The organism is Microbacterium sp. 4NA327F11 (genome assembly GCF_005503465.1).
GTDB lineage: Bacteria > Actinomycetota > Actinomycetes > Actinomycetales > Microbacteriaceae > Microbacterium > Microbacterium ginsengisoli.
In genome coordinates this window covers 1-13,199 of record NZ_SCOB01000010.1, presented here as the reverse complement: position 1 = coordinate 13,199, position 13,199 = coordinate 1, and the positions used below count along the sequence as shown (strand labels likewise).

Annotated in this window: 12 protein-coding genes and 1 pseudogene; 3 read left to right on the top strand and 10 right to left on the bottom strand. The window is 71.3% G+C overall.

Annotation, left to right across the window (positions count from 1 at the left end; all coding sequences use genetic code 11):
* Positions 1-56 precede the first annotated feature (56 nt).
* Positions 57-1,388, top strand: coding sequence for an MFS transporter (locus FFS51_RS08130; protein WP_137878043.1), 1,332 nt, complete (start codon positions 57-59; stop codon positions 1,386-1,388).
* 54 nt (positions 1,389-1,442) lie between these two features.
* Here FFS51_RS08130 and aroB read toward each other — a convergent pair whose 3' ends face one another.
* The 10 genes from aroB to FFS51_RS08080 all read right to left on the bottom strand — a co-directional run bounded on the left by aroB (position 1,443) and on the right by FFS51_RS08080 (position 12,373).
* A complete protein-coding gene (gene aroB, locus FFS51_RS08125) occupies positions 1,443-2,522 on the bottom strand; it encodes a 3-dehydroquinate synthase (protein WP_137878042.1) in 1,080 nt (359 codons plus the stop codon).
* The gene (locus FFS51_RS08120) at positions 2,519-3,049 is read right to left on the bottom strand and encodes a shikimate kinase (RefSeq protein ID WP_137878041.1); all 531 of its coding nucleotides are present in this window, start codon (positions 3,047-3,049) and stop codon (positions 2,519-2,521) included. Before FFS51_RS08120 ends, aroB begins: the two co-directional genes overlap by 4 nt.
* Positions 3,046-4,290, bottom strand: coding sequence for a chorismate synthase (gene aroC / locus FFS51_RS08115; RefSeq protein ID WP_137878040.1), 1,245 nt, complete (start codon positions 4,288-4,290; stop codon positions 3,046-3,048). The genes FFS51_RS08120 and aroC overlap by 4 nt, the downstream gene beginning before the upstream one ends.
* Before the next feature lie 4 nt (positions 4,291-4,294).
* Positions 4,295-5,158: a shikimate dehydrogenase family protein gene (locus tag FFS51_RS08110; protein WP_137878103.1), complete on the bottom strand. Its 864-nt coding sequence runs from the start codon at positions 5,156-5,158 to the stop codon at positions 4,295-4,297.
* Positions 5,152-6,693 carry an endolytic transglycosylase MltG gene (gene mltG, locus FFS51_RS08105; protein WP_249352688.1) on the bottom strand — a complete coding sequence of 514 codons (1,542 nt, stop codon included), beginning with the start codon at positions 6,691-6,693 and terminating at the stop codon, positions 5,152-5,154. Before mltG ends, FFS51_RS08110 begins: the two co-directional genes overlap by 7 nt.
* Positions 6,686-7,165: a Holliday junction resolvase RuvX gene (ruvX, locus tag FFS51_RS08100; RefSeq protein WP_045248180.1), complete on the bottom strand. Its 480-nt coding sequence runs from the start codon at positions 7,163-7,165 to the stop codon at positions 6,686-6,688. The genes mltG and ruvX overlap by 8 nt, the downstream gene beginning before the upstream one ends.
* 1 nt (position 7,166) lies before the next feature.
* The gene (gene alaS, locus FFS51_RS08095) at positions 7,167-9,827 is read right to left on the bottom strand and encodes an alanine--tRNA ligase (RefSeq protein WP_137878039.1); all 2,661 of its coding nucleotides are present in this window, start codon (positions 9,825-9,827) and stop codon (positions 7,167-7,169) included.
* A gap of 61 nt (positions 9,828-9,888) precedes the next feature.
* Positions 9,889-10,134, bottom strand: coding sequence for an ATPase (locus FFS51_RS08090; protein ID WP_045248077.1), 246 nt, complete (start codon positions 10,132-10,134; stop codon positions 9,889-9,891).
* A 138-nt stretch (positions 10,135-10,272) separates the two neighbouring features.
* Positions 10,273-10,902 carry a 30S ribosomal protein S4 gene (gene rpsD / locus FFS51_RS08085; RefSeq protein ID WP_137878038.1) on the bottom strand — a complete coding sequence of 210 codons (630 nt, stop codon included), beginning with the start codon at positions 10,900-10,902 and terminating at the stop codon, positions 10,273-10,275.
* Positions 10,903-11,083: 181 nt separating this feature from the next.
* Entirely contained in the window at positions 11,084-12,373 is a 1,290-nt protein-coding gene (locus FFS51_RS08080; protein WP_056209230.1) for a replication-associated recombination protein A, read from the bottom strand.
* A gap of 146 nt (positions 12,374-12,519) precedes the next feature.
* On the opposite strand from FFS51_RS08080, the gene FFS51_RS08075 reads away from it, so the two are divergent.
* Positions 12,520-12,819: a hypothetical protein gene (locus FFS51_RS08075; protein ID WP_045248076.1), complete on the top strand. Its 300-nt coding sequence runs from the start codon at positions 12,520-12,522 to the stop codon at positions 12,817-12,819.
* Positions 12,820-12,911: 92 nt separating this feature from the next.
* Positions 12,912-13,199: pseudogene (locus tag FFS51_RS08070) on the top strand (DUF349 domain-containing protein); the annotation flags it as partial.

The following is a 13,199-nucleotide window of genomic DNA, read 5'->3' as shown; positions in this document are numbered from 1 at the left end:
CCGTTCCTTCCATCCCACCCCTACCCCCGACAACACCCATCTGATAGAGGAGACTCATGTCCACTCCCGCAACGACGCGGAAGACCCCAGTGCGCGCGGCCATCGCGAGCTTCATGGGGAGCGCCGTCGAGTACTACGACTTCTTCCTGTTCGGCTCCGCGGCCGCGCTCATCTTCCCGAGCGTGTTCTTCCCCTCCAACGACCAGGCGGCCCTCGTCATGTCGTTCGCGACCTTCGGGTTCGCCTACATCGCGCGTCCCGTCGGCGCCGTCATCCTCGGGCACTTCGGCGACCGCGTCGGACGTCAGCGCGTGCTCATGTTCACGCTGCTGCTCATGGGACTGTCGACCTTCGCGATCGGATGCCTCCCCGGCTATGCGCAGATCGGCTGGGCGGCGCCCATCCTGCTGGTGCTCGCCCGACTGCTGCAGGGACTCTCGGCCGCCGGCGAGCAGGCCGGCGCCTCGTCGCTCACGCTGGAGCACGCCCCCGATGACCGTCGCGCGTTCTTCACCTCCTGGACCCTCACCGGCACCCAGGGCGGACAGATCCTCGCTGCCCTCATCTTCGTTCCCGTCGTGGCCCTTCCCGACGACATCAAGTTCTCGTGGGGCTGGCGCATCCCGTTCTGGCTCAGCGCGGTGGTCGTGCTCGTCGCGTGGGTGATCCGTCGCCGGCTGCACGAGACCCCCGAGTTCGAGCAGGCGAAGGCCCGCGGCGAGATCGCTCGGCTCCCGCTCATCCCGCTGCTGCGCCACCATTGGCGCGACGTGATCCGCGTCGTGCTGTGCGCGACCATCTCGGCGGTCTCGACCGTCTTCGGCAACCTCGCCATCGCCTACGGCGTGAAGGTCGGCCTTGCCGCGTCGCTCACACTCTGGCTGGTCGTCGTCGCCAACCTGTTCGCCCTCGGCACGCAGCCGCTGTTCGGCCGCCTCGCCGACCGCATCGGCCGCAAGCCCGTCTTCATCTACGGGGCGCTGGCCTCGGCGGTGCTGATGCCCTTCTACATGCTGTCGATGTCGAGCGGCAACGCGCTGCTGACGTTCGTGCTCGCCGTGCTCACGTTCTCGTTCGGCTACGCGGCCGCGAACGCGGTCTGGCCTGCGTTCTACGGCGAGATGTTCTCGACCCGCGTGCGCTTCTCCGGCATGGCGATCGGCACCCAGCTCGGGTTCCTGGCCGCCGGCTTTGCACCGACCATCGTGACCGCCCTCGGCGGCGTGCAGGTGGGTGGCTGGGTCGTGACGAGCGTGTTCACCGCCGTGGTCGCCCTCATCGCGGCGGGCGCCGCGCTCACCGCACGGGAGACCAAGGATGTCGCGACCGCCGACCTCGGGGAGGCCCGTCCGGCCCCGGTGACCGTGAGGGAGCACGTCGCGGCCTGACCTCCACTGTCGCAGAGCCCTGACCGTCTTCGGACGGCCGGGGCTCTGCGCATCTCAGGAGCCGATCTCCTGATAGGCCGCGAACAGCAGTGATTCGTCGGGTGCCTGCAGCACGGTGGGACGGGCGAGGTCGTCGAGCACGATGAAGCGCAGCATGGCGCCCCGCGTCTTCTTGTCGCGCTGCATGGTCGCCAGCAGCTGCGGCCAGGCGCCCGCGCGATACGAGGTGGGAAGACCCAGCAACTCCAGCACCGAGCGGTGCCGGTTCGCGACGTCGTCGCTGAGGCGTCCGGCCAGACGCGACAGCTCGGCGGCGAAGACCATGCCGACCGAGATCGCCGCGCCGTGGCGCCAGCGGTAGCGCTCGGCGTGCTCGATGGCGTGACCGAGAGTGTGTCCGTAGTTGAGCACCTCGCGCAGCCCCGCCTCGCGCAGGTCCTCGCCGACGACGCGTGCCTTCATCTCGATGGCAAGCTCGATCGATCGACGGAACGCCTCCGAGCCCGGATCGACGACGGCCGCGGGATCCTTCTCGATGAGATCGAGGATCTCCGGGTACCAGATGAACCCGGCCTTCACGACCTCCGCGAACCCGGCGGTGCGCTCGTGCACGCTGAGACCGTCGAGGAGGTCGAGGTCGCAGATCACCGCACGCGGCGGCCAGAAGGCGCCCACCAGGTTCTTGCCCTCCGCGGTGTTGATGCCGGTCTTCCCGCCCACCGCGGCATCCACCATCGCCAGCACCGTCGTCGGCACCTGCACGATCGCGACGCCGCGCAGCCAGGTGGCAGCGACGAAGCCCGCGAGGTCCGTGACCGCTCCCCCGCCGAAGCCGACGACCGCGTCGGTGCGGGTGAAATCGGCCTGCCCGAGGATCTGCCAGCAGAACGCCGCGACCTCGACGCGCTTGCCCTGCTCGGCGTCCGGCACCTCGGCCAGCAGCACCTCGCGCGCACCGTCGCCGCGTAGCACCTCGCGCAGCGTGGCCGCCTGATCGGCGAGGGTCGGCGGGTGCACGATGAGCACCTTGCGGGCGGTGGCGGGCAGGGCCTCGGCGACGAGGGGCAGGATGCCGCGGCCCACCGTCACGTCGTAGGGGGCGTCTCCGCCGACGGTGATCGTGGTGGTGCTCATGAAGGGGATCCTTCCGTCCGGCGGGCGCGGTCCCAGGCGACGATGCGCTCGACCACGTCCGACAGGGGGCCGTGTGAGGTGTCGAGGGTGAGGTCGGCGACCCGTTCGTAGAGGGCTCGTCGCTCGTCGTAGATGCGGTTCCAGCGGGCGATCGGGTCGTCGCCGGCGAGCAGGGGGCGATCGTCGCCGACGATGCGGGACGCGACGATGTGCGGGGCTACCGTCAGCAGCACGACGTGATGCGCGGCGAGGTCGGCACGGGTCTGCTCGTGCAGCACCGCCCCGCCTCCGAGCGCGATGACGCCGCCGGTCGTCAGGGCCTCGGCGACCGCGGTGCGCTCGATCGCTCGGAACGCCGTCTCCCCGTGCGCCTCGAAGTACGCCGGGATCGGCCCGTGGTCGCGCGTGATGATCTTGTCGGTGTCGAGGAACGGCCGTTCGAGCGCGCGGGCGACGCGTCTGCCGACGCTCGTCTTCCCGGCGCCCATCGGGCCGACCAGCACGATCGAGGGAGCGACCCCGCTCATCCGAGGGGGATGTCGACGACCTCGTCGACCGCCGCGAGGGCGGCATCGCTCTCCCCCGCCGTCGCGAGCGCGTCGGGGATGTGCGCGAGGTAGGCCTCGAGGTTGCGGCGGGTCTCGTCGACGTGGTCGCCGCCGAACTTCTCGAGCACGACGTCGGCGAGCACGATGGCGACCATCGCCTCGGCGACGACGCCCGCCGCCGGCACGGCGCAGACGTCGGAGCGCTGGTGGTGTGCGGCGGCCGCGTCGCCCGTCGCGACGTCGATCGTGCGCAGGGCGTGCGGCACCGTCGCGATCGGCTTCATACCGGCCCGCACGCGCAGGAGCGTGCCCGTGGACATGCCGCCCTCCGTGCCGCCGGCGCGGTCGCTCGACCGGGTGATGCCGTCCTCGGCGACGAAGAGCTCGTCGTGGGCGGCCGACCCGCGGCGTCGGGTGGTCTCGAAGCCGTCGCCGACCTCGACGCCCTTGATGGCCTGGATGCTCATGAGCGCCTGCGCGAGCTTCGCGTCCAGGCGCCGATCCCACTGCACATGGGAGCCGAGCCCCGGCGGCAGTCCGTAGGCGAGCACCTCGACGATGCCGCCCAGCGTGTCGCCCGCCTTCTTCGCGTCGTCGACCTCCTCGACCATGCGTGCGGATGTCTCCGGGTCGAAGCAGCGCAGCGGGTCGGCGTCGAGGCTGTCGACGTCGTCGGGCGTCGGCCACGGGGCATCCGAGGGCACCTGCACGGGTCCGATCGACAGGGTGTGGCTGACGAGCCGGATGCCGAGCTCGGCGAGGAAGGCGCGCGAGAGGGCTCCGAGAGCCACGCGGGCGGCCGTCTCACGGGCGCTCGCGCGCTCGAGGATGGGGCGCGCCTCGTCGAACGAGTACTTCTGCATGCCGACGAGGTCTGCGTGTCCCGGACGAGGGCGGGTGAGGGCGGCGCCGCGGCCGCGGGAGCGCTCGGTGAGCTCGACCGGCTCGGCGCTCATCACCTCGACCCACTTGGGCCACTCGGTGTTGCCGATGCGCACGGCGATGGGGCTGCCGAGGGTGTAGCCGTGACGCACGCCCGAGGAGATCGTGAGCTCGTCCTCTTCGAACTTCATGCGCGATCCGCGACCGTAGCCGAGCTTGCGTCGGGCGAGGTCGGCCTGGATGGCGGCGCGCGAGACGGGGACACCGGCCGGGAGTCCCTCGACGAGCGCGACGAGTTCGGGGCCGTGCGATTCGCCGGCCGTCAGCACGCGGAGCATTCCCTTAGTCTCCCACGCCGGGGACGACCGCATCCGCCTCTGTGACGGCGGCGCGCATCGCAGCGACGACGCGGGCCTCATCGGGCAGCGGCACCGCCGGATCGCCGTGCAGGAACGCGCTCACCTGCCGCACCGCCTGGTGCAGCAGCATCCCGAGGCCGTTGGCGGAGATCAGGCCCTCCGCCTCCCACGCGCGGGAGAGCGGGGTGGGCCAGGTGCCGTAGGCGACGTCGTAGAGGATGCCGCCGGCCCCCGCGAGGTGCGCGGCCACCCCGGGGGGGAGCTCGGCGTCGGTGGGGATCGTCGCGACGGTCACGGGAACGGGGGTCGCGTCGGCGTCGTCGAACGTCGCCGGGGTCACCTCGACGCCGAGGGTGGCGGCGAGGTCGATGAGCGCCGCCGCAGCCCCGGGGCGGCGGGTCACGACGCTCACCCGGTCGGCGCCGAGACGGTGCAGCGCAACGAGGGCGGAGGTCGCGGTCGCTCCCCCGCCGAGGATGCGCGCGTGCGTCAGCTCGGACACGCCCAGCTCTCGCAGCACCGCGATGAGCCCGGCGACGTCGGTGTTGAAGCCGTCCCAGCCTGATTCTGTGCGCACGAGGGTGTTCACGGCCCCGGTGGTGGTCGCGTCGTCGTCGCGTCGCCCGGCCGCGGCGAAGGCGACGCCCTTGAGCGGCATGGTGAGCGAGAGTCCGCGCACGCGCGTCGCGGCCTCGCCGAGGGCGCCGGGAAAGGCCGACTCATCGACGCGGAGCCGGTCGTAGCTCCACTCCAGGCCGAGGGCGGCGTAGGCCGCGCGGTGCAGCGCGGGCGACTTGCTGTGCGCGATCGGGTCGCCCCACACCTCGCAGCGGGGCGGCGTCAGCATCCCGAGTTCGGGTTCTGCGCGCACCAGGACCGCCACTGTGCCACCGCGGCCTCGTGTTCCGCATCGGTGGTGGAGAACACGGTCTCACCGGTGTCGAGGTTGACGGTCACGAAGTACAGCCACGGTCCGTCTGCCGGGTGCACGGCCGCATCGATCGCCGTGTCCCCGGGGTTGGAGATGGGTCCCTTCGGCAGCCCCGTGATCACGTACGTGTTCCAGGGGTTGTTGTCCGCCAACGCCGCGGCCGACGAGCTCACACTGCCGTCGTGCATCTCGCCGTAGCCGTACTGGGCGGTGGAGTCCATCTGGAGCTTCATGCCATCGGCGAGGCGGTTCTGGATGACGCGGGACACCTTGTAGAAGTCGGCGGACTGGCGGGCTTCGCGCTGGATGATCGAGGCGATCGTGAGGATCCGCTGCTGATCGGATGCCGCAACCCCCGCCTGCTGGAGCGACTGCTTCGTGCGGTCGACCATCGCCTTCACGGCCTGCGTCGCGGTGGTGCCGGGATCGAAGGTGTACGTGGCGGGAAAGAGCCAGCCCTCGAGGGAGTCCGCACTGACGCCGTAGTCGGACGGGGTCTTCACCGCTGCCTGCACATCGGCCAGGGGGATGGTCAGATCGTCGGAGAGCGCCTGGGCGATCTGGCTGACCGTGAGACCCTCCCGGATGAGCGCCGTGTTCTGCTGGCGATTCGCGGGGTCCTGGATCGCGGCGAGCGCCGCGGCGGCGGTCATCTGCTTCTGCAGCTTGTAGACGCCGGGCTGGAAGTTCGGGTTCTGCTGCGACTTCACGAGCATGTTGTAGAAGACCGAGGACGTCTTCGTCACGCCGGCCTGGTAGAGCTTCGTCGAGATCGTCATGCCGGTGTCGCCCGAGGCGATCGTGAGGAGTGCTTCGCCGTTGGCGAGTCCGGTGGCATAGTCCGCGGGCTCCTCCCATCCCATGAACGAGCGCACCTTGTCGCCGTACGTGTTCCACACCCACACGCCACCGGCGCCGATACCCCCCAGCAATACCACGACGATGGCGAGGGCGATCCACCCCCGTGCGCGCCGACGTCGCTTCGAGGGCTTCTTCGGCACGGCTCCGACCGTATCGGACGATGCCCGCCCGGTGAAGAGGTCCGCGAGGTCTCCGGGGGCGGACGCTCTTGCGGCGCCGACTGGAGCTGTGCGCTCCGGCTGCCGAGTGACCGGCGGTGGGGTGCTTCCCGACGGAGGCATGGCGGCGGTGGGCGCCGGGGTCAGGCCGGTGAGGCTCGCGGGGTGGAGCGCGTCGGGTTGACGCGGCACGCGCGGGGGCCACGAGGCCGGTGTCGGGCTGACGGGGGCGGCGTCGGGCGCCGGCTGCTGCTGCCCGGTGGTTTCGCGGGTCAGTCGCTCGCGAAGCTCGCGGCGGGTGAGCGGCGCCGTCTCGGTGCCCGGCTCGGCGGATGCGGGCGTCTCGTCGGTCGCACTCGTCCGCGGCCGGTTGGCGGGCAGCTGCGAGTACAGGGTCGAGAACGGATCGTCCGCGCTCTTCTCGTCAGTCATTCGGCGTGGCCTCCTCGGGCGCGGGCACGACGGCCCCGGGGGTGCGCCCGGTCTGCTTCTCGGTGTCGATCGCGTTCTGCAGGAGAATCACTGCGGCGACCTGATCGACGATGTTACGAGACTGTCGCTGCGAACGCCCGGAGCCACGCAGGGCCGCGTGCGCGGAGACCGTGCTCAGGCGCTCGTCGACGAGGCGCACGGGCACACCGGAGGCGGCCAGTTGCGCCGCGAACTCGCGCGCATCCGCCGTCGACGCGGTCTCCCGACCCGACAGCGCGACGGGCAACCCGACGACGAACTCGATTGCGTCCCACTCGGCGCCGATCTCCCGCACGCGGGCGACGGCCGCGTCTGTGCGCGGCACGGTCTCCACGGGGGTCGCGAGCAAGCCGTCCGGGTCGCAGCGGGCGACGCCGACCCGGGCGGTGCCGACGTCGACGCCGATCCGGATGCCGCGTCGGAACCCCGTCACGTCACGCGACCTCGAGAGCCCGAACCGCCGCCGAGAGCGCATCGGGCAGGAGCACGGCATCCGTACCGCCGCCCTGGGCGACATCGTCGCGCCCGCCGCCGCCGCCGCCAAGCACGCCGGCCGCGGTCTTCGCGAGCACACCCGCCTTGGCTCCGGCCTCGCGTGCGCGGGCGGTGGTCGCGGCGATCACGACGGGTCGGTCACCGGCCACGGCGCCGAGCACGATCACGGCGGGCTCGTCGCCGAGTCGATCGCGCACGGCAAGCGCCACCGTGCGCAGGTCGTCGGCCGAGCCGACGGCGCCGATCGCGGCGCTCACGACGCGGAACGGTCCGGTGGTCGTCGCCGACGCGGCGAGTTCTGGGGCGCGCTCGGCGAGCTTGCCGGCCTCGAACGCCGCGATCTTCTTCTCGGCGGCCTTCAGGTTGGCGCCGAGCTCGGCGATGCGGGCGACGAGTTGGTCGCGCGGAGCCTTGAGGTTCGCAGACAGCTCGGCGACCAGCGCCCGTTCGGCCGCGAGCTCGCGGAACGCGTCGTGCCCGACGAGGGCCTCCACACGGCGGTTGGACGCGCCCACCGAGGATTCGCTGACGAGCGAGATCAGCCCGATCTCAGCGCTCGTGGCCACGTGGGTTCCCGCACAGAGCTCGCGCGACCACGGGCCGCCGATGTCGACCATCCGCACGGTCTCGCCGTACTTCTCGCCGAACAGCGCCATCGCGCCGAGTTCCTTGGCGTCCGCGAGCGGCAGCACGCGGGTCGTGACCTCGAGGTTGTCGTAGATCGCGTTGTTGGCGATCTCCTCGATCTCCGTGCGCGTCTCGGCCGACAGCGCCTGGCTCCACGAGAAGTCGAAGCGCATGTAGCCGGCGCGGTTCAGCGAACCCGCCTGCGTCGCGGTCTTCCCCAGCGTGTCGCGCAGGGCCGCGTGCACGAGGTGCGTCGCGGAGTGGGCCTGACGTGCTGCGCGACGGTTCGCGCGGTCGACGACGGATGTCGCGGGGGCGCCGAGACCGACGTCGCCGCGGGTCACCTCGACCGTGTGGCTCACAAGGCCGGGCACGGGCTTCTGCACGTCGAGCACCTCGAGCTCGTACCCGGGCCCGACGATCACGCCCTTGTCGGCGACCTGTCCGCCCGACTCGGCGTAGAGCGCGGTCTCCCGCAGGATGACCTCGGCGATCTGGCCCTCGGTGGCACGGTCGGTCGGCACGCCGTCGACGAGGATGCCGAGCACCGACGACTCGGTCTCGAGGTCGGTGTAGCCGGTGAAGACGGTCTCGCCCTTCGCGCGGAAGTCGCCGTAGACGCTGACGTCGGCGAGGGCGCGCTTGCGGGACTTCGCATCGGCCTTCGCGCGTGCCTTCTGCTCCCGCATCAGGGTGTCGAAGCCGTCGCGATCGACGGTGATGCCCGCCTCCTCTGCGATCTCGAGCGTCAGGTCGATCGGGAAGCCGTAGGTGTCGTGGAGCAGGAACGCCTCGCTGCCGGCGAGCTCGGAGCCACCGGCATCCTTCGTCTGCGTCACCGCGAGATCGAGGATCGTCGACCCCGACGCGAGCGTGCGCAGGAACGTCTCCTCCTCGGCGAACGCGTACTGCGAGATGCGCGCCCAGTCCTCGTCGACGACCGGGTAGGCGCTCTTCATCGCATCGCGCGACGCGGAGAACAGCTCGGGGAAGGTGGGGGCGTCGACGCCGAGCAGGCGCATCGCGCGGATCGAGCGGCGCATGAGCCGGCGCAGGATGTAGCCGCGTCCCTCGTTGGACGGCGTGACGCCGTCGGAGAGCAGCATGAGCGACGAGCGGATGTGGTCGGCGATGACGCGGTAGCGCACGTCATCCTCGTGCACGGCGCCGTACGGGCGTCCCGAGAGCGCGACGGCACGGTCGAGCACGGGACGCACCTGATCGGTCTCGTACATGTTGTCGACACCCTGCTTGATGAACGCGACACGCTCGAGGCCCATGCCGGTGTCGATGTTCTTCTTGGGGAGCTCCCCCACGACGTCGAACTCGGTCTTCGAGCGCACGTTCGTGATGGCGTACTGCATGAACACGAGATTCCAGATCTCGGTGAAGCGGCTGTCGTCGACCGCAGGCCCGCCGTCGCGGCCGTACTTGGGGCCGCGGTCGAAGTAGATCTCCGAGCAGGGGCCGGCGGGGCCCGGCTGGCCGGTGGACCAATAGTTGTCCTCGGCGCCGAAGCGCTGGATGCGCTCCTCCGGGAGTCCGGCGATCTTCTTCCACAGCGAGGCGGCTTCGTCGTCGTCCTGGTAGACGGTGACCCACAGGTCGCGCTCGTCGAACCCGAGGCCGCCGTCGGCCTCGCTCGAGGTGAGCAGCTCCCACGCGTAGCCGATCGCGCCTTCCTTGAAGTAGTCGCCGAACGACCAGTTGCCGAGCATCTGGAAGAACGTGCCGTGACGGGCGGTCTTGCCGACCTCTTCGATGTCGTTCGTGCGGATGCACTTCTGCACGTCGGCGGCGCGCGGGTACGGCGGCGGAACGGTGCCGTTGAGGTAGGGGATGAAGGGCACCATGCCCGCGATCGTGAACAGGATCGACGGGTCGTCGCTGACGAGGGACGCCGACGGCACGATGGTGTGGCCGTTGCGCTCGAAGTAGTCCAGGTAGCGCTGCGCGATCTCGGCGGTCTTCATGCGGGAGTCCTCATGGTGAACGGGCGGTGCCGGAGCCCGGCCCGCGGATGTCTCGGGGTGATCAGTCGTTCGCCGGCCGGGAGGCGGCATCCGCGACGGCCTCGGCGGCCTCGTGGACGGCGTCGCCGACGGTCTCGCCGAAGCGCGCCTGCTGCTCGCGGTACGCGTCGGTGACGCGTTCGGTGAACTCGGTGATGCGCGCGTCGATGTCGGCGAGCACCTCGTGACCGCGAGGATCCTTGTTCACGACGTGCGCGACCACGAAGCCGGCAGCGGCGCCGAGCACGAACCAGAGCACGTTCTTCACAGTCAGATCACTTCCTCGTCGGGCGCGACTCTCACGTCCGTGGTCCATCGTAGGCGACGGGTGGTGTCCGTCGGCGGGCGCCGGCGGCGCAGATACGAGAAGGGCGCCGGGTTTCCCCGACGCCCTTCTCGGTGCGACTCAGCGTGCGGCGTAGTACTCGACGACGAGCTGCACGTCACAGGTGACGGGCACCTCGACGCGCTTCGGGCGACGCACGAGGCGCGCCTGGAGCTTGTCGAGCTCGACCTCGAGGTAACCCGGAACGGCCGGCAGCACGTCGGTGTGACCGCCGGCGGCCGCGACCTGGAAGGGCTCGCTGCCCTCGCTGCGGGCCTTGACGTGGATGAGCTGGCCGGGCTTCACGCGGAACGACGGGCGGTCCACGATCTGGCCGTCGACCAGGATGTGACGGTGGGTCACGAACTGGCGGGCCTGGGCGGTGGTGCGGGCGAAGCCGGCGCGCAGCACGAGCGCGTCGAGACGCATCTCGAGCAGCTCGACCAGGTTCTCACCGGTCAGGCCGTCGGTGCGGCGGGCCTCATTGAACGCGATGCGCAGCTGCTTCTCGCGGATGCCGTACTGCTCGCGCAGACGCTGCTTCTCACGCAGACGGACGGCGTAGTCGCTGTCGGCCTTGCGCTTGGTGCGGCCGTGCTCGCCCGGAGCGTAGGGACGCTTCTCGAGGTAGCGGGCGGCCTTGGGGGTGAGTGCCACGCCGAGGGCGCGGGACAGGCGGACCTTGCGGCGGTCCTGGGACTTCGTGACCACGAAGTGTTCCTTCCGATGACGCGGCCGTGTCTCTCACGGCCCGCGGACGTATCTCCCTCTCCCGCCCTCTCGGTGTGCACGCCGGGGCGCACCGTGAGGTGTTCCAGGAAGGAGGGGATGCCCGAAAACCGGTTTCGAGCCGATCCATGCTACCAGACCGGCCCGCGCCGCCCGGGCCGCGTCATCCGTCGCCCAGAATGCGCCGGATGCGCTCGAGCCGAGCCTGCACGTCGCGCTCCTGGCCGTGCGCCGTCGGCGTGTAATAGCGGCGTCCGACCAGTGGGTCGGGAAGGTACTGCTGTGCGGCGACGCCGAGGTCGGTGTCGTGCGGATAGACGTAGCCCTTGCCGTGTCCGAGCCGCTTCGCGCCCGCGTAATGCGCGTCGCGCAGATGCGGCGGAACGGCGCCGAACGACCCCGCCCGCACGTCGGCGATGGCCGCGTCGATCGCCAGGTACGCCGCGTTCGACTTCGCGGTCGTCGCGAGGTACGCGGTCGCCTCGGCGAGCGGGATGCGCCCCTCGGGCATGCCGATGAACGCGACCGCGTCGGCGGCGGCGACGGCGATCTGCAGCGCGTGCGGATCGGCGAGGCCGATGTCCTCGGCGGCGGAGATGACGAGGCGTCGGGCGATGAACCGCGGGTCCTCCCCCGCCTCGATCATGCGCGCGAGGTAGTGGATCGCGGCATCCACATCGGAACCGCGGATCGATTTGATGAAGGCGCTGATCACGTCGTAGTGCTCGTCGCCCTGCCGGTCATAGCGCAGGAGCGCGCGGTCGACCGCCGCCGCGACGTGCTCGGCCGTGACCCGGGGTGTCGCCTCGTCGTCATCGGATGCCGCGGCCCCCGCCGCGAGCGTCGCCGCCGCCTCCAGGGCGGTCAGCGCCCGACGCGCGTCACCGGAGGCGAGCCGCACCAGCGCGCCGCGCGCGTCGTCGTCTAGCGCCACCGCGCCGGAGAGCCCGCGCGGATCGGCGACCGCGCGGTCGACGAGCGACCCGAGGTCGTCGTCGGTGAGCGCGCGCAGCGTCAACAGCAGCGAGCGCGACAGGAGAGGCGCGATGACCGAGAAGGACGGGTTCTCGGTCGTCGCGGCGATCAGCACGACCCAGCCGTTCTCGACGCCCGGCAGCAGGGCGTCCTGCTGCGCCTTTGTGAAGCGATGGATCTCGTCGAGGAACAGGATCGTGGACTGCCCGTACAGGTCGCGCTGGTTCAGGGCGTCCTGCATGACCTCGCGCACGTCCTTCACCCCCGCGGTGATGGCCGACAGCTCGACGAACCGGCGCCCCGACGAGCGGGCGATCGCCTGCGCGAGCGTGGTCTTGCCGGTGCCGGGCGGCCCCCACAGGATGACCGACACCGCGGCGGCGCTGCGGGAGTCGGGCGAGGCGAGCGCCACGAGCGGCGACCCCGGACGCAGCAGATGCCCTTGACCCGCTACCTCGTCGAGCGACGTCGGGCGCATGCGCACCGCCAGCGGCGTCGGGGACGACAGCAGGGGCGCGGAACTCACCACGCCAGGCTAGCGGCGCCATGAGACACCGACGCTTTGGCCGCCCACCGGATCACTGCGTAGGATCGGTGCGCTCAACGACCAGTGCAGGAGGACCCGTGGCCGCAGGCGGAAAGTCGCGCGACGAGAGGGTGGCGCGCGAGCGCGCCAGGGCGTACGAGGCCCGCCGTGCGCTGCACGAGGCGAGCCGGCGCCGTCGCGTCCGCGACAACACGATCGCCGCCGTCGCCGGCGGCATCCTGATCCTCCTCCTCGCGGCGGGTCAGTTCGCCTACTACTCCGTCGGACCCGGCGCGCCCGCGCCGTCGCCCAGCCCCACCCCGACGGTGAACCCGAGCGATCAGCCGCTGTTCTTCCCGACCCCCCGCGCGACGGATTCGCCCAGTCCGACCCCGTGACGCGTGACGACGCCCCGACCGGGCCGTCGGAGGGCGCGTACTAGGCTGAGCACGTCCATCCGACCGCCCGGCGAACCGCTTGAGGTGCACCCGTGACTGCCACGAACGACCAGACTCCTGACGTCCCCGCCGCCGAGGCGGACCCGACGCCCGAGACCCCGGCCGAAGAGACCCCTGCCACCGACGTCACTGCAGACGTCGAGGCCACCCCCGACGTCGCCGACGAGGCGTCTGCCCCGGCCGCGATCGCCGCGGTCGAGGCATCCGGGGACGAGGCGCCCGCGGTCGAGAGCCCGGCGCCCGACGCTCCGGTCGAGGACGACACGGTGACGGCTGCCGCGCCGGCACCGGCACCCGTTCCGTCACCGTCGCGCGCGATC

What these genes read in the sequence shown, in the direction of transcription:
- FFS51_RS08110 (WP_137878103.1), bottom strand. Translation starts at nt 5,158, where the DNA reads ATGCTGACGCCGCCCCGCTGCGAGGTGTGGGGCGACCCGATCGCGCAC.
- alaS (WP_137878039.1), bottom strand. Translation starts at nt 9,827, where the DNA reads ATGAAGACCGCCGAGATCGCGCAGCGCTACCTGGACTACTTCGAGCGC.
- FFS51_RS08120 (WP_137878041.1), bottom strand. Translation starts at nt 3,049, where the DNA reads ATGAGCGGGGTCGCTCCCTCGATCGTGCTGGTCGGCCCGATGGGCGCC.
- FFS51_RS08080 (WP_056209230.1), bottom strand. Translation starts at nt 12,373, where the DNA reads ATGCGCCCGACGTCGCTCGACGAGGTAGCGGGTCAAGGGCATCTGCTG.
- FFS51_RS08130 (WP_137878043.1), top strand. Translation starts at nt 57, where the DNA reads ATGTCCACTCCCGCAACGACGCGGAAGACCCCAGTGCGCGCGGCCATC.
- aroB (WP_137878042.1), bottom strand. Translation starts at nt 2,522, where the DNA reads ATGAGCACCACCACGATCACCGTCGGCGGAGACGCCCCCTACGACGTG.
- mltG (WP_249352688.1), bottom strand. Translation starts at nt 6,693, where the DNA reads ATGACTGACGAGAAGAGCGCGGACGATCCGTTCTCGACCCTGTACTCG.
- aroC (WP_137878040.1), bottom strand. Translation starts at nt 4,290, where the DNA reads ATGCTCCGCGTGCTGACGGCCGGCGAATCGCACGGCCCCGAACTCGTC.